This is a genomic window from Pseudomonas sp. RV120224-01b (assembly GCF_003208145.1).
GTDB lineage: Bacteria > Pseudomonadota > Gammaproteobacteria > Pseudomonadales > Pseudomonadaceae > Aquipseudomonas > Aquipseudomonas monteilii.
In genome coordinates, this window is the sequence record NZ_QKMQ01000004.1 from 306,383 (window position 1) to 329,248 (window position 22,866).

At 61.1% G+C, this 22,866-nt stretch carries 19 protein-coding genes; 3 read left to right on the forward strand and 16 right to left on the reverse strand.

The window, feature by feature from the left end:
* Window positions 1-3: 3 nt before the first annotated feature.
* From hutI to hutC, 6 genes are all read right to left on the reverse strand, one after another.
* Window positions 4-1,209, reverse strand: coding sequence for an imidazolonepropionase (hutI, locus tag N436_RS09725; protein WP_105946400.1), 1,206 nt, complete (start codon window positions 1,207-1,209; stop codon window positions 4-6).
* 15 nt (window positions 1,210-1,224) lie between these two features.
* Window positions 1,225-2,628, reverse strand: coding sequence for an amino acid permease (locus tag N436_RS09730; RefSeq protein ID WP_060500633.1), 1,404 nt, complete (start codon window positions 2,626-2,628; stop codon window positions 1,225-1,227).
* A 148-nt stretch (window positions 2,629-2,776) separates the two neighbouring features.
* Entirely contained in the window at window positions 2,777-4,309 is a 1,533-nt protein-coding gene (gene hutH / locus N436_RS09735) for a histidine ammonia-lyase (RefSeq protein ID WP_104833820.1), read from the reverse strand.
* 108 nt (window positions 4,310-4,417) lie between these two features.
* Window positions 4,418-6,091: a urocanate hydratase gene (gene hutU, locus N436_RS09740; protein WP_104833819.1), complete on the reverse strand. Its 1,674-nt coding sequence runs from the start codon at window positions 6,089-6,091 to the stop codon at window positions 4,418-4,420.
* 155 nt (window positions 6,092-6,246) lie between these two features.
* Complete coding sequence (locus N436_RS09745; RefSeq protein WP_110740878.1) at window positions 6,247-6,819, reverse strand: HutD family protein; 573 nt, start codon at window positions 6,817-6,819, stop codon at window positions 6,247-6,249.
* Window positions 6,816-7,526 (reverse strand): histidine utilization repressor, encoded by a 711-nt coding sequence (gene hutC, locus N436_RS09750; RefSeq protein ID WP_156866887.1) that lies wholly within the window; start codon window positions 7,524-7,526, stop codon window positions 6,816-6,818. Before hutC ends, N436_RS09745 begins: the two co-directional genes overlap by 4 nt.
* A 142-nt stretch (window positions 7,527-7,668) precedes the next feature.
* On the opposite strand from hutC, the gene N436_RS09755 reads away from it, so the two are divergent.
* A complete protein-coding gene (locus tag N436_RS09755) occupies window positions 7,669-9,033 on the forward strand; it encodes a formimidoylglutamate deiminase (RefSeq protein WP_110740879.1) in 1,365 nt (454 codons plus the stop codon).
* 122 nt (window positions 9,034-9,155) lie between these two features.
* Here N436_RS09755 and N436_RS09760 read toward each other — a convergent pair whose 3' ends face one another.
* The 5 genes from N436_RS09760 to N436_RS09780 all read right to left on the reverse strand — a co-directional run bounded on the left by N436_RS09760 (window position 9,156) and on the right by N436_RS09780 (window position 14,513).
* On the reverse strand, window positions 9,156-9,728 hold the full coding sequence (locus N436_RS09760; protein WP_019098302.1) for a lipocalin family protein: 573 nt from the start codon (window positions 9,726-9,728) through the stop codon (window positions 9,156-9,158).
* On the reverse strand, window positions 9,725-9,979 hold the full coding sequence (bamE, locus tag N436_RS09765) for an outer membrane protein assembly factor BamE (protein ID WP_003249234.1): 255 nt from the start codon (window positions 9,977-9,979) through the stop codon (window positions 9,725-9,727). The genes N436_RS09760 and bamE overlap by 4 nt, the downstream gene beginning before the upstream one ends.
* Before the next feature lie 225 nt (window positions 9,980-10,204).
* Window positions 10,205-10,801 carry a DUF924 family protein gene (locus tag N436_RS09770; RefSeq protein ID WP_019098301.1) on the reverse strand — a complete coding sequence of 199 codons (597 nt, stop codon included), beginning with the start codon at window positions 10,799-10,801 and terminating at the stop codon, window positions 10,205-10,207.
* Window positions 10,802-10,804: 3 nt separating this feature from the next.
* Entirely contained in the window at window positions 10,805-11,815 is a 1,011-nt protein-coding gene (locus N436_RS09775; RefSeq protein ID WP_016712457.1) for a class 1 fructose-bisphosphatase, read from the reverse strand.
* Between the two features lie 247 nt (window positions 11,816-12,062).
* Window positions 12,063-14,513 carry a glycogen/starch/alpha-glucan phosphorylase gene (locus N436_RS09780; protein WP_110740880.1) on the reverse strand — a complete coding sequence of 817 codons (2,451 nt, stop codon included), beginning with the start codon at window positions 14,511-14,513 and terminating at the stop codon, window positions 12,063-12,065.
* Between the two features lie 184 nt (window positions 14,514-14,697).
* Between N436_RS09780 and N436_RS09785 the strand changes: the two genes are divergently transcribed.
* Complete coding sequence (locus N436_RS09785; RefSeq protein ID WP_016712459.1) at window positions 14,698-15,102, forward strand: YkgJ family cysteine cluster protein; 405 nt, start codon at window positions 14,698-14,700, stop codon at window positions 15,100-15,102.
* 190 nt (window positions 15,103-15,292) lie between these two features.
* On the opposite strand, the gene N436_RS09790 is transcribed toward N436_RS09785, so the two are convergent.
* From N436_RS09790 to thiI, 5 genes are all read right to left on the reverse strand, one after another.
* Window positions 15,293-15,832 (reverse strand): hypothetical protein, encoded by a 540-nt coding sequence (locus N436_RS09790; protein WP_110740881.1) that lies wholly within the window; start codon window positions 15,830-15,832, stop codon window positions 15,293-15,295.
* A gap of 53 nt (window positions 15,833-15,885) precedes the next feature.
* Window positions 15,886-16,716 (reverse strand): hypothetical protein, encoded by an 831-nt coding sequence (locus N436_RS09795; protein ID WP_105946405.1) that lies wholly within the window; start codon window positions 16,714-16,716, stop codon window positions 15,886-15,888.
* Between the two features lie 6 nt (window positions 16,717-16,722).
* Window positions 16,723-17,307, reverse strand: coding sequence for a 2OG-Fe(II) oxygenase (locus tag N436_RS09800; protein ID WP_105946406.1), 585 nt, complete (start codon window positions 17,305-17,307; stop codon window positions 16,723-16,725).
* Between the two features lie 202 nt (window positions 17,308-17,509).
* Entirely contained in the window at window positions 17,510-19,330 is a 1,821-nt protein-coding gene (gene typA, locus N436_RS09805) for a translational GTPase TypA (protein WP_016712460.1), read from the reverse strand.
* A 128-nt stretch (window positions 19,331-19,458) separates the two neighbouring features.
* Window positions 19,459-20,913, reverse strand: coding sequence for a tRNA uracil 4-sulfurtransferase ThiI (thiI, locus tag N436_RS09810; protein ID WP_110740882.1), 1,455 nt, complete (start codon window positions 20,911-20,913; stop codon window positions 19,459-19,461).
* Between the two features lie 393 nt (window positions 20,914-21,306).
* On the opposite strand from thiI, the gene glnA reads away from it, so the two are divergent.
* On the forward strand, window positions 21,307-22,713 hold the full coding sequence (gene glnA, locus N436_RS09815) for a type I glutamate--ammonia ligase (protein WP_060500655.1): 1,407 nt from the start codon (window positions 21,307-21,309) through the stop codon (window positions 22,711-22,713).
* The last annotated feature ends 153 nt before the right edge of the window (window positions 22,714-22,866 follow it).

Below are 22,866 nucleotides of genomic sequence, written 5' to 3' on the forward strand. Positions count from 1 at the left end.
CGCTCAATTGGAGATTTCGTTGCCCTTGCGCACCACGCGCTTGGGCAGGTCGCCGCCCAGCCAGTAGGCCAGGTCGGCAGGACGTTCGATTTGCCAGGCGACGAAGTCGGCCACCTTGCCCACTTCCAGCGAGCCGTGGCTGTCGCCCAGGCCCAGTGCCGTGGCGGCATGTACCGTTACGCCAGCCAACGCTTCTTCCGGGGTCATGCGGAAACAGGTGCAGCCCATGTTCAGCATCAGCCGCAGCGACAGCCCTGGTGACGTGCCGGGGTTGAGGTCGCTGGCCAGGGCAATTTTCACCCCGTGGCGGCGCAAGGCATCCATGGGCGGCAACTGGGTTTCACGCAGGAAGTAGAAGGCGCCCGGCAGCAGCACAGCGACTGTGCCGGCGGCGGCCATGGCGATGGCGTCTTCCTCGGTCATGAACTCCAGATGATCCGCCGACAGCGCCTGGTAACGCGCTGCCAGGCTGGAGCCGTGCAACGACGACAGCTGTTCGGCGTGCAGCTTGACCGGCAGGCCCAGTTCGCGTGCCTTGATGAACAGCCGCTCGACCTGGGCCGGGGAGAACGCCAGGTGTTCGCAGAAGGCATCTACTGCATCCACCAGGCCTTCGGCAGCCAGGGCCGGCAGCATCTCGTCGCAGATGTGCGCGATGTAGTCGTCGGGCCGGCCGGCGTACTCCGGTGGCAAGGCGTGCGCGGCCAGGCAGGTGGCGCGCACCGCCAGCGGCAGTTCGTCGGCCAGCCGCCGGGCCACGCGCAGCATCTTGCGTTCGTTGGCCAGGTCCAGGCCGTAGCCGGACTTGACCTCGATCGTGGTCACGCCATCGCGCATCAGCGCCTGAACCCGCTGGCGAGCACTGGCGAACAGCTCGTCTTCGCTGGCCGCACGGGTAGCCCGCACGGTGCTGGCGATACCGCCGCCCTGGGCAGCGATTTCGGCATAGCTCACGCCCTGCAGCCGCTGCTCGAACTCACCGCTGCGGTTACCACCGAACACCGCGTGGGTGTGGCAGTCGATCAGCCCCGGGGTGACCCAGGCGCCGCCCAGGTCCACCGTACGGTCAGCGTCGACCGGCGCCAGCTCGGCGCGTGGGCCGATCCACTCGATCAGCCCGGCACAGGTGACGATGGCCGCGTCCTCGATGGCCGAATAACGGCCCTCGGCCATGGTAGCCACATGGCAATGCTGCCAGAGGGTTCTCATGCATAATCTCCTTTACTAACGGTGCAGCTCGACGGGCTCTGCTGCCGGCTTGCCCTGCCCTGCACGCGGCTTGCACCACAGCAGGTAGGACGCCACCAGGAACACCACCCAGACCACGCCGACGATCAGTGCCGCCTGGGTGTCCGGGAAGTAGCCGAGCACACCAAAGATGAACACCATGAACGCAATGGCCATGGCCGGGCCGTAAGGCCAGAACGGTACCGGGAACTTGAGTTGGGCCACTTCCTCACGGCTCATGCTGCGGCGCATGGCCACCTGGGTAAGCAGGATCATCAGCCACACCCACACAGTGGCGAAGGTGGCAATGGACGCGATGAGCAGGAACACGTTTTCCGGGATCAGGTAGTTGAGCAGCACACCGATCAGCAGTGCAGCGCCCATCACCACCACGGTCATCCACGGCACGCCATGTTTCGACAGTTTGCCGAAGCTGCGTGGCGCATGGCCTTGGTGGGCCAGGCCATACATCATGCGGCCGGCGCCGAAGATGTCGCTGTTGATGGCCGAGATGGCGGCAGAAATCACCACGATGTTCAGCACGGCGGCGGCAGAGCCAATGCCCAGGTTGCTGAAGATCTGCACGAACGGGCTGCCTTGGCTGCCGATCTGCGGCCATGGGTACAGGCACATCAGCACGAACAGGGTGAGTACGTAGAACAGCAGGATGCGCAGCGGCACGGCGTTGATCGCCTTGGGAATGACGCGCTGCGGGTCTTTGGCCTCACCAGCGGTGACGCCGATGATCTCGATGCCGCCGAAGGCGAACATCACCACGGCAAACGACGCGATCAGGCCACCCACGCCGTTAGGCATGAAGCCGCCGTGGTCGAACAGGTTGCTGACGCCGACGGCATGCCCGGTACCCACCTGGCTGAAGCCGAAAGCCATGATGCCGAGGCCGGCCAGGATCATCGCCACGATGGCGCCGACCTTGAGCAGCGACAGCCAGAACTCCATCTCGCCGAATACCTTGACGTTGCACAGGTTGAGGCCGCCGATCAGGAAGACGATGCCCAGCACCCAGATCCAGCGGGCCACTTCCGGGAACCAGAAGCCCATGTAGATACCGAAGGCGGTGACGTCGGCGATGGCGACGATGACCATTTCGAAGGCGTAGGTCCAGCCGAGGATGAAGCCGGCCATGGGGCCGAGGTAGGTGCTGGCGTAGTGGCCGAAGGAGCCGGCCACCGGGTTGTGCACGGCCATTTCGCCGAGGGCGCGCATGACCATGAATACGGCAGCGCCGCCGATCAGGTAGGCCAGCAGCACGGCCGGGCCGGCCATCTGGATGGCCGAGGCGGAGCCGTAGAACAGCCCGGTGCCGATGGCAGAACCGAGGGCCATGAAACGGATGTGGCGGGCACTTAGCCCGCGCTTGAGACCTTGAGCTTGTTGCATGTCACGTCCTTAAATTGTTTTTGTGGTCGTGAGATCAGGGGGGCCGCCATGCAACCCAATCGCGAGCAAGCTCGCGCCTACAAGGGAACGCGTTGCCTTTGCAGGAGCGAGCTTGCTCGCGATGGGCCGCAACGCGGCCCTAGGGGCATTACAGGCTTGGCAGCACACCCGCCGGCAGCAAACCGGTCAGGCTACCCTTGGCCAACAGTTCCACGGCCTTTTCGATGTCTGGCGCGAAGAAACGGTCACGGTCGTAGTGCGGCACTTCGCTGCGCAGCGCCTTGCGCGCCTGCTCCAGCTTCGTGGAAGTCTTCAGGCCTTTGCGCAGGTCCAGGCCCTGGCAGGCGCCCAGCCATTCGATGGCCAGCACGCCACGGGTGTTTTCAGCCATTTCCCACAGGCGCTTGCCAGCTGCCGGGGCCATCGACACGTGGTCTTCCTGGTTGGCCGAAGTCGGCAGGCTGTCGACGCTGTGCGGGTGCGACAGGGCCTTGTTTTCGCTGGCCAGGGCGGCAGCGGTCACCTGGGCGATCATGAAACCGGAGTTGACCCCGCCGTTTTCCACCAGGAATGGCGGCAGCTGGGACATGTGCTTGTCCATCATCAGCGAGATGCGGCGCTCGCTGAGCGAGCCGATTTCGGCGATGGCCAGGGCAATGTTGTCGGCAGCCATGGCCACCGGCTCGGCGTGGAAGTTACCACCGGAAATCACATCACCTTCGGCGGCGAACACCAGCGGGTTGTCGGACACGGCGTTGGCTTCGATGCCCAGCACTTCGGCAGCCTGGCGCAGCTGGGTGAGGCAGGCGCCCATGACCTGCGGCTGGCAGCGCAGGGAGTACGGGTCCTGGACCTTGTCGCAGTTCTTGTGCGACAGCGACACTTCGCTGGAATCGCCCAGCAGGTCACGGAAGCAAGCGGCGGTGTCGATCTGGCCGCGCTGGCCGCGCACTTCGTGGATACGCGCATCGAACGGCGAACGCGAGCCCAATGCCGCTTCGACGCTCAGGCCACCGCAGGCGATGGCGGCAGCGTACAGGTCTTCACCCTGGAACAGGCCGCGCAGGGCGTAGGCGGTGGAAGCCTGGGTACCGTTGAGCAGGGCCAGGCCCTCTTTGGCAGCCAGGGTCAGCGGTTCGAGGCCGGCAACTGCCAGGGCTTCGGTGGCCGACAGCCACTGGCCTTTGTAGCGGGCCTTGCCTTCGCCCAGCAGCACCAGCGACATGTGCGCCAGCGGCGCCAAGTCACCGGATGCGCCCACCGAGCCTTTCAGCGGGATGTGTGGGTAGACTTCGGCGTTGACCAGGGCGATCAGCGCGTCGATGACCTTGCGGCGAATGCCGGAGAAGCCACGGCTGAGGCTGTTGATTTTCAGCACCATGATCAGACGCACCAGGTCGTCATCCAGCGGCGCGCCAACACCGGCGGCGTGCGACAGCACCAGCGAGCGCTGCAGGTTTTCCAGATCGTGGCTGGCGATGCGGGTCGAGGCCAGCAGGCCGAAACCGGTGTTGATGCCGTAGGCGGTACGGTCTTCGGCAATGATCTGCTCGACGCAGGCAACGCTGGCGTCGATGGCCGGCGCGGCGCTGGCATCCAGTTGCAGGCGCACGGGCGCGGCGTGGATCGCGCGCAGCTGGGCCAGGGTCAGGGTGCCAGGCTTGAGGGTGAGTTCGGTCACGTTGCTACTCCAAATCGCGTGGAGCCGCAGGCCCGTTTTTCGGTGCCTGCGCGCTCCTTCTTGTTGTTCAGTATCACCCCTTGTGGGGTGTGATCCAAAGCGTGGCGATCAGCCAGTGATCATCGGCAGGTCCAGGCCCTGCTCCTTGGCGCAGTCGATGGCGATGTCGTAACCGGCATCGGCGTGGCGCATCACACCAGTCCCCGGGTCGTTGGTCAGCACGCGGGCGATACGCTCGGCGGCTTCGTCGGTACCGTCGCAGACGATGACCATGCCCGAGTGCTGCGAGAAGCCCATGCCCACGCCACCGCCGTGGTGCAGCGACACCCAGGTGGCGCCGCCTGCGGTGTTCAGCAGGGCGTTGAGCAGCGGCCAGTCGGAAACAGCGTCCGAGCCATCACGCATGGCTTCGGTTTCGCGGTTAGGGCTGGAGACCGAACCCGAGTCCAGGTGGTCACGGCCGATCACCACCGGTGCCGACAGCTCGCCGCTGCGGACCATTTCGTTGAACGCCAGGCCCAGCTTGGCGCGCAGGCCCAGGCCAACCCAGCAGATACGTGCCGGCAGGCCCTGGAAGCTGATGCGCTCGCGGGCCATGTCCAGCCAGCGGTGCAGGTGGGCGTCGTCGGGGATCAGTTCCTTGACCTTGGCGTCGGTCTTGTAGATGTCCTCGGCATCGCCAGACAGCGCCGCCCAGCGGAACGGGCCGATACCACGGCAGAACAGCGGGCGGATGTAGGCTGGCACGAAGCCCGGGAAGTCGAAGGCGTTGGCCACGCCTTCTTCCTTGGCCATCTGACGGATGTTGTTGCCGTAGTCGAAGGTCGGGATGCCTTGTTTCTGGAAGTCCAGCATGGCTTGTACGTGCACGGCCATCGACTGCTTGGCGGCCTTGACCACGGCAGCCGGCTCGGTCTGCGCACGGTCGCGGTACTGTTCCCAGGTCCAGCCGGCTGGCAGGTAGCCGTTCAGTGGGTCGTGGGCGCTGGTCTGGTCGGTGACCATGTCCGGGCGCACGCCACGCTTGACCAGCTCTGGCAGGATTTCGGCAGCGTTGCCGTGCAGGGCGATGGAGATGGCCTTGCCTTCGGCGGTGTACTTGGCGATGCGCGCCAGGGCGTCGTCGAGGTCGGTGGCCTGCTCGTCGACGTAGCGGGTTTCCAGGCGGAAGTCGATGCGGCTCTGCTGGCATTCGATGTTCAGCGAGCAGGCGCCGGCCAGGGTAGCGGCCAGTGGCTGGGCGCCGCCCATGCCGCCCAGGCCTGCGGTGAGTACCCACTTGCCTTTCAGGCTGCCGCCGTAGTGCTGGCGACCGGCTTCGACGAAGGTTTCATAGGTGCCCTGGACGATGCCCTGGCTGCCGATGTAGATCCAGCTGCCGGCGGTCATCTGGCCGTACATGGCCAGGCCTTTGGCGTCCAGTTCGTTGAAGTGTTCCCAGTTGGCCCAGTGCGGCACCAGGTTGGAGTTGGCGATCAGCACGCGCGGGGCGTTGCTGTGGGTCTTGAACACGCCGACCGGCTTGCCCGACTGCACCAGCAGGGTTTCGTCGTCTTCCAGGCGGGTGAGGGTTTCGACGATCTTGTCGTAGCATTCCCAGTTACGGGCGGCGCGGCCGATACCGCCGTATACCACCAGTTCTTTCGGGTTTTCCGCGACCTGCGGGTCGAGGTTGTTCATCAGCATGCGCAGTGGCGCTTCGGTCAGCCAGCTTTTGGCGGTCAGCTTGTTGCCACGTGGGGCACGGATTTCAACGTCACGGTATTTGTTGTTGTCGGTCACGGGAAAGGTCCTCTGCGGTCGTCCGCGGGCGGGTATGTCGTGGTCAATATACAAACACACCTTTACTTGTATGTACAAGCATGGACAACCAAAAGTTTCGGACTGATCCGCTGAATGGTTGAAAAAAACGGGGCCGCTTTGCGGCCCCGGCTATCTCAGTGTGAAATGAGTTCGATCAGGCAGAACCGCCCCTGAACCTCCAGCCCAAGCAATTCGTCATTGCCCTCCAGCCGCAGGCAGTCATGCAACCCCAACCGCTGCACCTCACGCCCTGCCATGGTCACCTCAACCTGGCTACTGGCCGCAAACAACAACACCGTCGACGCCGAGCTGTACAACCGGCTGGTGCCATCGAACCACTGCAACCGCGCCCGATACCGCAGCGGTGCATAGATCAGGTTGAAATCGCGAATCGGCCCGCCCAAGAGCTTGCAGCTGACCTGGCTTTCGCCGCTGAAGGCAAAGGCATCCAACGGCAACAACGGTCGACTGGCCTGGCCATCGACCAGCAGTCGCATGCCATCGCCCTGCAGCACAGTGATGATCCGCTGGTAGCCGGCGAAGGTGGAAAAGCCGCCCGACTCCTCGATATCGGCAATCGACAGGCGCCAGCCAAAACCGTCCAGCCCTTCACCGCTGTCGCGAGTAATTTCTTCGGTGAAACCGCCACCGTTCTTCCACGGCATGCGCGGGTATTCCTGCGCACGCAACAACTGCAGTTGGCTCATTTACTGAAACGTCCTTCCAGGCGATGACGGGAACCGGGGTGTATCAACCGTGCAGCGGTCACCGGCTGGCGGCCGGACCAGGTGCGGCGGCGAATCAGCAGGCAAGGCTCGCCCCGCTCGATCTGCAACAGGGTGCATTCGTCCGGCTCGGCCAGGATGGCCTCGACCACGTGCTCGCCCTCGGTCAGCGGCGCCACCTGGGACAGGTAGGCGTAAGGCGTCTGCCGGGTGAAATCCTGCTTGAGGTAGTCGGGTGCGATTGCCGCGTTGACGTAGCGGTCCTCGATCTGCACCGGCACGCCATTCTCGAAATGCACGATCAACGAGTGGAACACCCGCTGGCCTTCACGCATGTCCAGCGCCAGGGCCCGTTCGGAGCCGGCGGCTTCCTCAGCCAGGGTGATCACCTGGCAGCTATGCTGATGGCCGCGCGCGGCAATTTCGTCGGCAATGTTGTTGACCTCGAACAACGCCGATCGGCCCTTGGGCTCAGCCACGAAGGTACCCACGCCTTGCATGCGCACCAGCAGGCCTTCAGCCGTAAGCTCGCGCAGGGCGCGGTTGATGGTCATGCGGCTGAAACCCAGCTCGCTTACCAGTTCGCTCTCGGAGGGAACCCGGTGGTGTGGCGGCCAGCTGCCGTTGTCGATCTGCTGGACGATCATTTGTTTGACCCGGGCATACAGCGGCGCCGGGCCCTCGCCCATCTGGGCAACCAGCGCGGAGACAGGAGGTGTCGGCACGGCGTTGAGTCCTTTGCAATGGAATGAGCGGTAGCTTGCCGCAGTTTACCCGGCAGGCAAACGCCTGTATATGTATATACAAGTTAACAATAACAGGATTTCACCGATGTCCGCCTACTTCGCCGAACGCGCCCTGCTGCCAACGGGCTGGGCCAGCCATGTCCGTATCGAGGTCGCCAGCGATGGCCATGTAGCCAGCATCGAGCCGGGCGCTTCGGCCGAAGGGGCTGAACGCCTGGCCGGCCCGTTGCTGCCCGGCATGCCCAACCTGCACTCGCATGCCTTCCAGCGCGCCATGGCAGGCCTGGCGGAAGTCGCCGGCAACCCCAACGACAGTTTCTGGACATGGCGCGACCTGATGTACCGCCTGGTCGGGCAGATCACCCCGGAGCAGCTGCAAGTCATCGCCCGTCAGCTGTACATCGAGATGCTCAAGGCCGGCTACACCTCGGTGGCCGAGTTTCATTACGTGCACCATGACAATGCCGGCAAGGCCTACGCCGACCCGGCCGAGCTTTCCCGCCGCATCAGCGCGGCTGCGGCCGACAGCGGCATTGGCCTGACCTTGCTGCCGGTGCTGTACAGCCACGCCGGGTTTGGTGGCCAGGCACCGAACGACGGGCAGCGGCGCTTCATCAATTCCACCGAAGGGTACCTGCAACTGCAGGCGCAACTGTCCCCGATCCTGGCCGCGCAGCCTGCACAGCAGCTGGGCCTGTGCTTCCACTCGCTGCGAGCGGTAACGCCTGGGCAGATCGCCGACGTGCTGGCGGCCAGCGACAAGCATTGCCCGGTGCATATCCATATCGCCGAGCAGCAGAAGGAAGTGGACGACTGCCTGGCCTGGAGCGGCCTGCGTCCACTGCAATGGCTATACGAACATGTGGATGTCGACCACCGCTGGTGCCTGGTGCATGCCACCCATGCCGAGCCGGATGAAGTCACCGCCATGGCCCGCAGCGGTGCCGTGGCCGGGCTGTGCCTGACCACCGAGGCCAACCTGGGTGACGGTATTTTCCCGGCGGTGGACTACCTGGCGCAGGGCGGGCGCATGGGCATTGGTTCGGACAGCCATGTGTCACTGAGCGTGGTGGAAGAGCTGCGCTGGCTGGAATACGGCCAGCGGCTGCGTGACCAGCGGCGTAACCGCCTGTACCGCAGCGACCAGCCGATGGTTGGGCGCACGTTGTATGACGCGGCACTGGCAGGCGGTGCGCAGGCGCTGGGGCAAGGGATCGGGGAGCTGGCGGTGGGCAAGCGTGCCGACTGGCTGGTGCTTGACGGGCAGGACCCTTACATCGCCTTGGCGGATGGCGATGCCATTCTCAACCGCTGGCTGTTTGCGGGTGGCGATCGCCAGGTGCGGGATGTGATGGTGAATGGGCAGTGGGTAGTGCGCCAGGGGCGGCATGCACAGGAAGAGGAAAGCGCAGGAGCGTTTGCTGGGGTCTTGCGGCAGCTTTTGAGCTGACTGGTTGCCTGTTCTGGCCCTATCGCCGGCAAGCCAGCTCCCACAAGGTCGCCACAGGTATTGAGAACTGCGCAGTACTTGTGGGAGCTGGCTTGCCGGCGATAGGGCCAGCAAAGCCAACGTCAGTGCATCTTGACGATCTGCTGGTCCGAAGCCCGCCAGATCAGCCGGCTGGTGTCATACCCCTGCTGCCGTGCCTTGGACAGCAGGTTCTCACGCTCCCACGCCGGCAATGTCGGCGTACGCGACAGAATCCACAAATGCTTGCGATCCGGGCTGCCGACCACCGCCGTGCGGTAACGGTCATCCACATACAAAATCCAGTACTCGCCCCGAGCCACGCCCGGCACCAGCTTGGTAAACCAGTTGTCGAACTCGACCCACAGCTTGTCGGTATGCCCCGGCTCCTGAATGCTGGCGTGCCCCTCGGCACGCAGCCATTCATCACCCATGGTGCGGCAGCGGTTGAGCACGCCAAAGCTGCCATCCGGCTTGAGGTTGTAGTGCGCCTCGGACTGCTCGCAGCCGGTCTGGTAGCGCATAGGCAGGCGTGCCAGCTCGAACCATTTGCCCTGATAGCGCTTGAGGTCGACATTGCCGGCGGTTTTCGGCGCCAGCGGGTCGTGCACGGAGCCTGCACAACCGCCCAGCAGCAACGCCAGGCATACCCCCATCAGCAGGTACGCACGCCTCATTTGAGACCCTGCCCTGAATACATCAGCACCTTGTCAGCTGCGTACTGCACGCTGATGAAGCTCTTCTCGTCCCCCCAGGTGCAGCTGCTCATGCCCAGCGCGCCAGAGCACTCGGTCGGCGTGCCGAGCAACTGCTCGACCTCGGCCTTGTTCATACCGGCCTTGATCTTGGAATAGTTTTCCTGGTTGATCTTGCTGCAGGCAGTCAGGACGACGCACAGCGACAACAGGGCGAGGGAACGCAACGACATGAAGGACACTCCTGGAGAGGGGATACAGGCGAGTGGCCTGCAGTGACCTTCGACGGAAAAAACCCTCCCGGGTTCCCTACCCCACCCCATTTACCCCTACACCATTGGTCGGGTGGCCACTACCGTGCGATTAATCACAAAGTAATAGTCATCTCCCAATAAAAAAGGCCGCCCCTTGTAGGAGCGGCCTTGCGTCGCGACGGCCTGCACAGCAGGCCCAATGCCTCAGAACCTGGACCCGGGCTCCAGCAAAAAGTCCATCTCTTCACTGGTGCTCGGCCGCTCCAGCACCAGGTTGCGGTGCGGGAAGCGCCCGAATCGGGCAATCACGCGCTGATGCTGCTCGGCATAGTCGAGGAAGCCTTCGAACAGCCGGCGATGGGCCTCTGGCTGCTCGTCGAGCAATACCTGATAACGCTCGACACACAGGTTCTGCCAGTCCAGCACCTCGGCATGCTCCAGCACCAGCAGCACGAACACCCGCTGGATGGGCAGCAACTGGTAGTCCCAGCCCTTCTGCAGGCCCTGCATGGCTACCACCTGGGCACGCCGGTCGCCCTCGAAGGCGCGCGGCGTGTCGCGGTAGATCATGCGCGGCAACTGGTCCAGCAGAATCAGCAGGCCCAGCCAGCCCTGCGGGCTTTGCTGCCACTCGTCGAGCCCGCCGGCCAAGGCCTGCTCGGTCAGGTCGCCAAACAGCGCATGGGCATCGGCATCGTGATGCTTGCCGAACCACAGCGTGCTCTTCTCGTCAGCCACGGCCTGGGGACTGGTGCCCCAACCGAACCACCATTCCAGCAACGGCTGCCAAGGTGCGAGCATGACTTACTCCTTGTGGTAGGCGGTAACGCGCTCGACCTCTTCCTTCGAGCCGAGGATCACCGACACGCGCTGGTGCAGGCTTTCTGGCTTGATGTCGAGGATGCGATCGTAACCGTTGGTAGAGGCGCCGCCGGCCTGCTCGATGATGAAGGACATCGGGTTGGCTTCGTACATCAGGCGCAGCTTGCCCGGCTTGCTTGGCTCACGGGCGTCACGTGGGTACATGAACAGGCCGCCACGGGTCAGGATGCGGTGCACGTCGGCCACCATCGAGGCGATCCAGCGCATGTTGTAGTTCTTCTTCAGCGGGCCGGTCTCGCCTGCCAGCAGCTCGCCCACGTAGCGTTGTACCGGGGCTTCCCAGTGGCGCTGGTTGGACATGTTGATGGCGAATTCGGCGGTGCTTTCCGGCACACGGATGTTTTCGTGAGTCAGAACGAAGCTGCCCAGCTCGCGGTCCAGGGTGAAGCCCTTCACGCCATTGCCCAGGGTGAGGATCAGCATGGTCTGCGGGCCGTAGATGGCGTAACCGGCGGCGACCTGCTGGGTGCCTGGCTGCAGGAAGGCGTTTTCGTTCAGGGTTTCGTTCTGGCTCAGGTATTCGTTAGGGCAACGCAGTACCGAGAAGATGGTGCCGACCGACACGTTGACGTCGATGTTCGACGAACCGTCCAGCGGGTCGAAGACCAGCAGGTAGGCGCCTTTCGGGTATTTGCCCGGGATCTGGTAGGCGTTGTCCATTTCTTCGGACGCCATGCCGGCCAGGTGGCCGCCCCACTCGTTGGCTTCCAGCAGGATATCGTTGGAAATCACGTCCAGTTTCTTCTGGACTTCGCCCTGCACGTTTTCAGTGCCCATGCTGCCCAACACACCACCCAGGGCGCCTTTGGACACGTGATGGCTGATTTCCTTGCACGCACGCGCCACCACTTCGATCAGGAAGCGCAGATCGGCAGGGGTATTGTTGCTGCGGGTCTGCTCAATCAGATAGCGACTCAGGGTAACGCGGGACATGTATGGCTCCGAACGGATTGGGGGGGATGAAAAACCCCCGCAGTTTACAGGGAGAGTTGCAGGCTAGCGAGTGATGAGACTCGCCACGGCTCTCTGACGGCACAATAGGTCGCTAGTTCAGCCTTCGCCAGGCCGGTGGTCCGGTTGTGGGCCCATTCGCGGGCACGCCCGCTCCCACAGGTGTCTCGCAAGCTTCAAGGCTTGCGCTGTACCTGTGGGAGCGGGCGCGCCCGCGAATGGCCTCACATCAATCCAAAGCCTTCCAGATCTCGGTGGCATACTCCCGAATGGTCCGGTCCGACGAGAACCACCCCATCCGCGCCGTGTTCAGCACCGCCATGCGCCACCACTCCTGCGGCGTGTGCCACAGTTCCTCGACCCGCCGCTGGGCATCCCAGTAGGCATCGAAGTCGGCGCACACCAGGAAGCGGTCATACGCCACCAGCCCGTCGATCAAGCCGGCGTAGCGCGAAGGGTCGTCTGGCGAGAACACACCGCTGCGAATCGCCTGCAGCACGTCACTCAGGCGGTTGGACGCGGCAATCGCCGCACTGGCACCAAAATCACCCGCCTTCTTGCGTGCCTCGACCTGCTGGGCGGTCAGGCCAAAGATGAACATGTTGTCGGCGCCCACCTGTTCGCACATCTCCACGTTGGCGCCATCCAGCGTGCCGATGGTCAACGCGCCGTTCAGCCCGAACTTCATGTTGCTGGTACCGGAGGCTTCATAGCCGGCCGTGGAAATCTGCTCGGAAAGGTCTGCCGCCGGGATGATGCTCTCGGCCAGGCTGACGTTGTAGTTGGGCAGGAACACCACCTTCAGCAGGCCACGGACAGTCGGGTCGTTGTTCACCACCCGGGCGATGTCGTTGGCCAGCTTGATGATCAACTTGGCCTGGTGATAACTGGCTGCCGCCTTGCCGGCGAAAATCTTCACCCGCGGTACCCAGTTGGTACCGGGGTCGTTGCGTATGGCCTGGTACAACGCCACGGTGTGCAGCAGGTTGAGCAACTGGCGCTTGTACTCGTGGATGCGCTTGACCTGCACGTCGAACAGCGCCTCGGGGTTTACCGTGACGCCGATGCGATCCTGAATGATGCTGGCCAGGGCGCGCTTGCTGTGCAGGCGCTGGGCGGCGAACTGCTTGCGAAAACCGGGCTTGTCGGCAAACGGCACCAGGCCGGCCAGGCGCCCTTCAGGGTCGTCCTTGAGTTCCGGCCCGAGCGCCTCGACCAGCATGTCGGTCAACTGAGGATTGGACTGGTACAACCAGCGGCGGAAGGTAATGCCGTTGGTCTTGTTGTTGATACGCTGCGGGTAAAGCTTGTGCAGCTCGGAGAACACGGTGCTCTTCATCAATTTGCTGTGCAGCGCCGACACGCCGTTGACGCTGTGCGAGCCAAGGAATGCCAGGTTGCCCATGCGCACGCGGCGGCCGTTGTCTTCCTCGATCAGCGACACGGCGCGCAGCACGTCGAAATCGTGCAGGCCTTTGGCGCGCAGCGAGTCGATATGGTAGGCATTGATGAGGTAGATGATCTGCATGTGCCGGGGCAGCATGCGCTCCATCAGCGCGACCGGCCAGGTTTCCAGGGCTTCGGGCAGCAGCGTGTGGTTGGTGTAGGCGAGCGTGCCGACGGTCAGTTCCCAGGCCTTTTCCCACGGTACTTCATGCTGATCCACCAACAGCCGCATCAACTCCGCCACGGCAATCGATGGGTGGGTGTCGTTGAGCTGGATGGCTGCCGCATCGGGCAGGTTGAGCAGGTCTTTGTGCATGTTCAGGTGACGGCGGAGCAAATCCTGCAACGAAGCCGACACGAAGAAGTACTCCTGACGCAGGCGCAGTTCCTGCCCCGCCTCGGTGCTATCCGCAGGGTACAGCACGCGAGAAATGCTCTCGGCCCGCGCCACTTCGGCCACGGCCCCCAGGTGGTCGCCCGCATTGAAGCGTTCAAGGTGCAGCTCTTCCAGCGCCCGCGCACGCCACAAGCGCAAGGTGTTGACGCTGGACCCGCGCCAGCCGACCACGGGCGTGTCATAGGCTACCGCCCGCACTGTCTCACCCGGCGACCAGACCTGGCGCTGGGCACCGTTGCCATCGTGCACCGTTTCGACGCTACCGCCGAAACTGATCGGGTAGATCACCTCGGCACGCTCGAACTCCCAGGGGTTGCCGAAATCCAGCCAGTTTTCGGTCTGCTCCTGCTGCCAGCCATCGACCACGGCCTGACGGAACAGCCCATGCTCGTAGCGGATGCCGTAACCATGGGCGGCAATGCCCAAGGTGGACATACTTTCCATGAAGCACGCCGCCAGCCGGCCAAGGCCCCCGTTACCCAGCGCGGCGTCGGGTTCGAGCAGGCGGATGCGCTCCAGGTCCACGTCCAACCCTTCCAGTGCATCGCGGGCGATGTCCAGCAGCCCCAGGTTGCTCAGGCTGTCGTACAGCAGGCGCCCGATAAGGAACTCCAGGGAGAGGTAGTAGACCCGCTTCTGGCTGCGTCGATAGGCCTGGCGGGTATGGTCCATCCAGTGGTCGACCATGTGATCGCGCGCAGCCAGGGCAATGGCTTCGAACCAGTCATGGTCGAAGGCGTGCTCCGGGTCCTTGCCGACCGCATAGGTCAGCTTGTTCAGTACGGCGGCGCGAAAATCCGCGACTTCGGCGTCACGTGCTTTGGGTTCCTGGGACATGCGACATCCTCGGGCAAGTTGACGAAAGCGGAGGGAGATTGTTGAGACTAGACCCTTCGACCGGGAGTGACAGTTACGGTTCGCAGTTTTCATGCCCACTCTGCGATTCCGGCAAAAGGTTGTTCATAAATTGAACAATTCCGGTATCATCGCGCGCCCCAAGACCGTGATCCACCCTATAAAGATGAAAACGACCCTGATCGCCGCCGCCGAAGTCGACCGCCTGGAGACTTGGCAGCGCTATGCCAGCCACATGTGCGGTGGCTGCCACTCGACCTGTTGCACCCTGCCGGTGGAGGTGAAGATCAAGGATCTGATCCGTATCGGCGTGGTAGACGAGTTCGAAAAAGACGAGCCGCCGAAAAACGTGGCCAAGCGCCTGCAAAAAGAAGGCATCATCGAACGCTTCAACCAGAAGTCAGGCATCTTCACCCTGACCCGGATGAGCAACGATGACTGCATGTATCTGGATCGTAAGAGCCGGCTGTGCACCATTTATGACAAGCGCCCGGATACCTGCCGCAACCACCCCAAGGTTGGGCCGCGGCCTGGTTACTGCGCCTATAAACCCAAGGTCGTTGGGCGCTGATCTGTAGCCTTCAAGGGCCTCTTCGCGGGCTTGCCCGCTCCCACAGGATCTCCACATCATTCAGACCTGTGCAAAACCTGTGGGAGCGGGCAAGCCCGCGAAAGGGGCAACACAACTCCTGAAGGCATAAAAAAACGCCCCCGGCCTTTCGACTGGGGGCGTCGTATTTCTAGTTGAAGCAATCCTGAGCTCAACCAGCCTGAAAAAGCTTGCCCCGATGACGTATAGCTACGACCAAAGCCGCGACAGCGAGCCCAAATGACATCAGGCCTGCCAACACCACCTTGAACTTTATTGATTGATTGTTCCAAGCGATGACTTGCTGATGGAATCGATCATCGAAAAGGACACGGCCATCCAAGGTGGCCAGTTCACGCACTTGGCTGCCGTCGTCCAGGCGCTCCACCGTCAAGGATACCTTCTTGTTTATTCGCAGCCCTGACTCCTTGTACAACGCCGGATACGTGTAGATCCCTTTACCATACCGTACTCCATCCAGCGTGTATGCAACTGCGAAATGTATAATCGAACGATTATGCTCCCAAGTGTCCGGGTAACCCGATACACGCCCTTCAACAAACGTCAACTTGGAAAAATCCGGAGCTTTGTATACTTTTAAGTCACTGTAATACAGCGCTGTAAATGACAGCATTGTAACCAAAACAATTGATAGCAATTGAATACGTTTAAACGGAGGGGAGGCTCTGTATATTTTGAAAAAACCAGACATTGAATGCACACCCCCTCCTTATATCTTACCAAAACAATGCAGAACTACGCTCTTCAGTGATACCTGTCAACACCCCAATTACTACCGCCAGGCTCGATAATTTGTATGGGACCAATATCAATATTCCACCCTGGGTACTCTAGAGGACCGACGCCAATACCCCAACCGGAGCCAGTCAGTGGAATGACCTGACTCCCTCCACTGTCACCCTCTATATATCCGCCCCCACTTCCCGCGCCTACTCCAAATATGTAAACGGAGTTACTGCCAAGCGAAACGTCATGTGTATCAGGATTCCACTGACTTACCGCAATACCACCTGAGTAGCTCGCAATTATTTGATCAAGAGATGCAAGTGTCAAGTCCGGTGCAACCCAGTAATCTGGAAACACCGCGTTTGTATCCGCAACAAAATATTTTTCCAGAACAGGGATAATTGCAGAATGATACAATTTCTTCGCCACATCAGAATTAAAAACCCCAAACGCATTAGCCCCTACACCCACAGCTGTGAATGCCACTGCAGCTGAACTTGCACCAGCCAGCAAGGTAATTCCTCCGACAATCCCAGCAACATTCCCAATCAGACTTAAGACATCTCCGGTTTCAAATTCCTGCTTCGTCTTGTACCTCGCTGTAATCTTTAGAAGCACTGTAGTTGCCGCCAGGGTATTCGTTTTTATGTTCAGAAATGGTGTAAAACCCGCTGTCAGCTTTACAATCGACGTGACGCCTGCGACCGCAGCACCTGTCTGCGCACTCTGGTTCACCAAATCGAAACCAGACTTGTCGCTATCGTACTGATCCACTATGGAGGTCGAAGCCGCCCCCACCGCGACGGGTGCATCGACATAGCCCAGGATTATTTCAACTGTTTTAGCCATCTGCCATCACTCCTTTATCATCGTCTTGAAGGCGATACTCATACGCAGACGGTTACAGCTTGCTGCAGGTGCCCGTGCGGCGTGCGGTATCTCGCCATTGAAAACGACAACCCTTCTTGGCTTGGGCTGTACCGACATAATGATGGTCTCCTTGCCGGCGTCGTAGAACATTAACTCTCCTCCCCAGCAAGTAGCCCAATGTTCACTACAGAACAGCATGACAGTTCGTCCCGGCGCCTTCGCGGTATTATCCCGATGTATCGGCCCATCCTGACTGGTGGTTTGTCCGTTCGCGTACACACCCAGCAATACAGCTGAAGGCATGTGAGCGGCTTTAATGCGTGCCCAGATGTCCGCCAGAAAACCCCAGTCCGAGCGCTCACGCAGCTCCTGCTCGCAATCTTCCAACGCGTCTCTGCGAGAGCCGGCTATGAAACTGTGCCAGCAAGGGCGCTCAAGCGGCGAATAAGGATAAGGCCACCCATAGCGCCACACCGAATCCGTAAGGAGCCGCAAGATTTGCGCATGCTCTTTATCGGTAATGCCGTCATCGATAATGCATATATCTTTGCCGACAATCACATCAGACATACTCAATTCCTCAGCCTCAAATAAAGTAGAGAGATGAGGCTAAAGAATATTTAAACATCCAGGCATATGGAAATATGTACTGGCGCAGTGGTATTTACCAGAAATCTACACACCTGAAAAAACTAACTTTGGATGAACGTAAGGCATAAAAAAACGCCCCCGACCTTTCGACCGGGGGCGTTTTCATTCAGCCTGAGCTAACTCAGTTCTTGGCTTTCTTGGCAGCGCGGGTACGCTCGCCTTCGTCCAGGATCTTCTTGCGCAGACGGATCGACTTAGGCGTCACTTCGCACAGCTCGTCGTCCTGGATGAATTCCAGAGCCTGTTCCAGAGTGTGGCGAACTGGCGGTACCAGGGCGATGACTTCGTCTTTGCCCGAAGCACGCATGTTGTCGAGCTTCTTGCCTTTGGTCGGGTTCACGCCCAGGTCGTTGTCACGGCTGTTCAGGCCGATGATCTGACCGTTGTAGATCTCCTGACCGTGCTCGACGAACAGCTTGCCGCGCGCCTGCAGGGTTTCCAGCGAGTAGGTCAGCGCCTTGCCGGTTTCGACCGAAACCAGTACGCCGTTCAGGCGGCCGGACATCTGGCCCGACTTCATGGTGTCGTAGCGATCGAAGATCGAGGTCAGGATGCCTGCACCGTTGGTCAGGGTCAGGAACTGGTTACGGAAACCGATCAGACCACGGGCTGGAATGTTGTACTCCAGGCGCACACGGCCCTTGCCATCCGGAACCATGTTGGTCAGGTCGCCTTTACGCAGCCCCATCTCTTCCATCACCTTGCCCTGGGATTCTTCAGGGATGTCGATGGTGACGTTCTCGAACGGCTCCTGCTTCACGCCGTCAACTTCGCGGATGATTACTTCAGGACGGCCTACGGCCATCTCGAAGCCTTCACGGCGCATGGTTTCGATCAGAACCGACAGGTGCAGCTCACCACGGCCCGATACCTTGAACTTGTCAGGGGAATCGGTTTCCTGAACGCGCAGAGCAACGTTGTACAGCAGCTCTTTGTCCAGACGATCCTTGATGTTACGGCTGGTGACGAACTTGCCTTCTTTACCGCAGAACGGCGAGTCGTTGACCTGGAAGGTCATGGAAACGGTCGGCTCGTCAACGGTCAACGGCTTCATCGCTTCTACCGCATCCGGGGCGCACAGGGTGTCGGAGATGAACAGCTCGTCGAAACCGCTGATGCAGACGATGTCGCCAGCCTGGGCTTCTTCAACGTCTACACGGTGCAGGCCGTGGTGGCCCATCAGCTTCAGGATACGGCCGTTACGCTTCTTGCCGTTGGTGTCGATGGCGACAACCGGGGTGTTCGGCTTGACGCGACCACGGGCGATACGGCCAACACCGATAACGCCGAGGAAGCTGTTGTAGTCCAGTGCGGAGATCTGCATCTGGAACGGGCCGTCACGGTCAACAGACGGCGCAGGTACGTTGTCGACGATCGACTGGTACAGGGCGGTCATGTCTTCGCCCATCTCGGTGTGGTCCAGGCCGGCGATGCCGTTCAGGGCCGAGGCGTAGACGACTTTGAAGTCCAGCTGTTCGTCGGTAGCACCGAGGTTGTCGAACAGGTCGAAGATCTGGTCCAGAACCCAGTCAGGACGCGCGCCCGGACGGTCAACCTTGTTGATCACGACGATTGGCTTCAGGCCGGCTTCGAAGGCCTTCTTGGTCACGAAGCGGGTTTGCGGCATAGGGCCGTCCTGGGCGTCGACCAGCAGCAGCACGGAGTCGACCATCGACATTACACGCTCAACCTCGCCACCGAAGTCGGCGTGGCCGGGGGTGTCGACGATGTTGATGTGGTAGCCGTTCCAGTTGATGGCGGTGTTTTTCGCCAGAATGGTAATACCGCGCTCTTTTTCCTGGTCGTTGGAGTCCATGACGCGCTCGTCGTTGAGCTCGTTACGCTCCAGAGTGCCGGACTGACGCAGGAGTTTGTCGACCAGGGTGGTTTTACCATGGTCAACGTGGGCGATGATGGCGATGTTACGCAGATTTTCGATCACAAGTGTATCTCGATCAGAGGATTCGGTTGCCGCCCAGTGTAGGCGGCCAATATGTACTGTTTAAGGCTCAGCGGGCCCGGCGGTCGGGAGGGCGATGGCGGATACTGCCGCCATACAGCCCCGGCGTCTTATGTCGGACGATAAACACGCACATTGGCATGTCCCTCACTGAGCAGGTGGTGTGCGTGCAAACGGCTCATCACACCCTTGTCGCAATACAGCAAGTACTGGCGCGTGGGGTCCAGGTGCTTGAACTTGCTGTTGATCGCGTAGAACGGCATGGCCTGGACTTCGATACCTTCCAGTGCCAGGGGTTCGTCTTCCTGGGCATCGGGGTGACGAATGTCGATGACGATCTGGCCTGGCAACGCCTCGGCCACTTCCTCGATTTCGATGTCCTTGCCCAGCTCGTCGATCACATGGTCGATGGAAATGAACTTGGCGCGTTCCAGGGCGCGCTCCAGCACGGCCATGTCGAACTGCTTTTCTTCATGCTCCATGCGGTGGCGCTTGGCATGGGTGGTCGGGTTTACCGAGATCACGCCGCAGTATTCTGGCATGTGCTTGGCGAAGTCGGCGGTGCCGATTTCGGTGGCCTGGTCGATGATGTCCTGCTTGTGGCTGGCCAGCAACGGGCGCAGCACCAGCTTGTCGGTGGCCGAGTCGATGATCGACAGGTTCGGCAGCGTCTGGCTGGACACCTGGGAAATCGCCTCGCCGGTGACCAGCGCGTCGATCTGCAGGCGGTCGGCCATGTGCGCGGCACCGCGCAGCATCATGCGCTTGAGGGTGACGCCCATGTAGCTGTTGTCGACCTTGTTGAGGATCTCGCCGACCACTTCTTCGAACGGTACGCTGATGAACAGCACGCGCTGGCTGCTGCCGTATTTTCTCCACAGGAAGTGGGCCACTTCCATCACGCCCAGCTCGTGGGCACGGCCGCCGAGGTTGAAGAAGCAGAAGTGGGTCATCAGGCCACGGCGCATCATCTGGTAGGCCGCCACGGTGGAGTCGAAGCCACCGGACATCAGCACCAGGGTCTGCTCCAGGGCGCCCAGCGGGTAACCGCCGATGCCGTTGTGCTGGTTGTGGATCACGTACAGGCGCTGGTCGCGGATTTCGATGCGCACCAGCACTTCAGGGTTCTTCAGCTCGATGCCGGCGGCGCCGCATTGCTGGCGCAGCTGGCTGCCGACGTAGCGGTCGACGTCCATCGAGGTGAAGTCATGGTGGCCACCGCGCTTGCAGCGCACGGCGAAGTGCTTGCCGGCCAGCAAGTGGCCGAAGTGGTGCTTGCACTTGGCGACGATGTCGTCGAAGTCACCCAGCGGGTATTCCTCTACCTGCAGGAAGTGGGTGATACCCGGCGTGCAGGTGAGGCGCTCGATCATCTCGCGCTGGACTTTCTCGTCTTCGACGCGGGTGACCACTTCGAGATTGTCCCAGACACCATCGACCGCGAGCTCAGGGTCGAGATCCTTGAGCACGTTGCGGATGTTCTTGCCGAGCTGGCGGATGAAGCGCTTGCGCACCGGCCGGCTCTTGATGGTGATTTCTGGGAAGACTTTGACGATAAGTTTCATTGGTTAACAGCGCGCGCAGGGCCTGCCGAAAATGAGGGGCGCGAATTATAGCGGAAATTGCTCAGGATTTGACCAACTTTTGGTCAGAAGCTTTCAGATAAATGTACGAGGGGGGGATTTGCGGCGCTCGGTCTCACAAACGCTACAACTCAAGACACGCACCACATTGGTGCGACAAATCCAAATTTCGCCTCGTAAGAGTGCACTTTTCCAACCCAACCCACCGCCAAATGCCCGCAAACGCCCCCTTTTATCCCGCCCTCGCCATTTTCGGGCACTGGCATGCAATTTGCTCCCTTGTGAGGCAGGTAAGCTTGGCCGACTATCCGCGCCCGGCAACACCCTTTTTCCAGGGCAGCGGCCCACCGCGCTCTAGACCATCCGGAGGACAACATGTCGAAGTCGGTTCAACTCATCAAAGATCATGACGTCAAGTGGATTGATCTGCGTTTCACGGACACCAAAGGCATTCAGCACCACGTGACCATGCCGTCGCGTGATGCGCTGGACGAGGACTTCTTCGAAGTCGGCAAGATGTTCGACGGTTCCTCCATCGCTGGCTGGAAAGGCATCGAAGCTTCCGACATGATCCTGATGCCGGTTGACGATACCGCCGTTCTGGACCCGTTCACCGAAGAACCAACCCTGATCATCACCTGCGACATCGTCGACCCGTCGAGCATGCAGGGCTACGATCGTGACCCACGTGCAATCGCCAAGCGCGCCGAAGAGTACCTGAAGAGCACCGGCATCGGTGACACCGTATTCGCAGGCCCGGAGCCTGAGTTCTTCATCTTCGACGAAGTGAAGTTCCAGTCGGACATCTCCGGCTCGATGTTCAAGATCTTCTCCGAGCAAGGCTCGTGGATGACCGGTGCTGACGTGGAAGGCGGCAACAAAGGCCACCGTCCAGGCGTGAAAGGCGGCTACTTCCCGGTTCCGCCGTTCGACCACGACCACGAAATCCGTACTGCCATGTGCAACGCACTGGAAGAAATGGGTCAGACCGTTGAAGTTCACCACCACGAAGTGGCGACTGCCGGCCAGAACGAAATCGGCGTCAAGTTCAACACCCTGGTGAAGAAGGCTGACGAAGTACAAGCCCTGAAATACGTCGTGCACAACGTTGCCGACGCTTACGGCCGTACCGCCACCTTCATGCCGAAGCCACTGTACGGCGACAACGGTTCGGGCATGCACGTACACATGTCGATCTGGAAAGACGGCAAGAACACCTTCTCGGGTGAAGGCTATGCCGGCCTGTCCGACACCGCCCTGTACTTCATCGGCGGTATCATCAAGCACGGTAAGGCGCTGAACGGCTTCACCAACCCGTCGACCAACTCGTACAAGCGTCTGGTACCAGGCTTCGAAGCCCCGGTAATGCTGGCCTACTCGGCGCGTAACCGTTCCGCCTCGATCCGTATTCCTTACGTCGGCAGCCCGAAAGCCCGCCGTATCGAAGCACGCTTCCCGGACCCATCGGCCAACCCGTACCTGGCCTTCGCGGCCCTGCTGATGGCTGGCCTGGACGGCATCCAGAACAAGATCCACCCAGGCGATGCTGCCGACAAGAACCTGTACGACCTGCCACCAGAAGAGGCCAAGGACATTCCGCAAGTGTGCGGCAGCCTGAAAGAAGCCCTGGAAGAGCTGGACAAAGGCCGTGCGTTCCTGACCAAGGGCGGCGTGTTCTCCGATGACTTCATCGATGCCTTCATCGAGCTGAAGTCGGAAGAAGAGATCAAGGTCCGTACCTTCGTGCACCCGCTGGAATACGAGCTGTACTACAGCTGCTGATCTGATCGGCGCCTCGCGCCGATGACATGATCAGGAACGGCCTCCCTCGGGAGGCCGTTTTCGTTTCTGCGCCACACAGAAATCACCTCACCCACGCTATGCTCTATCTTGGTGCACAACAAAGCGCCTTGCCCCTATTTGCTCCCCAATCTG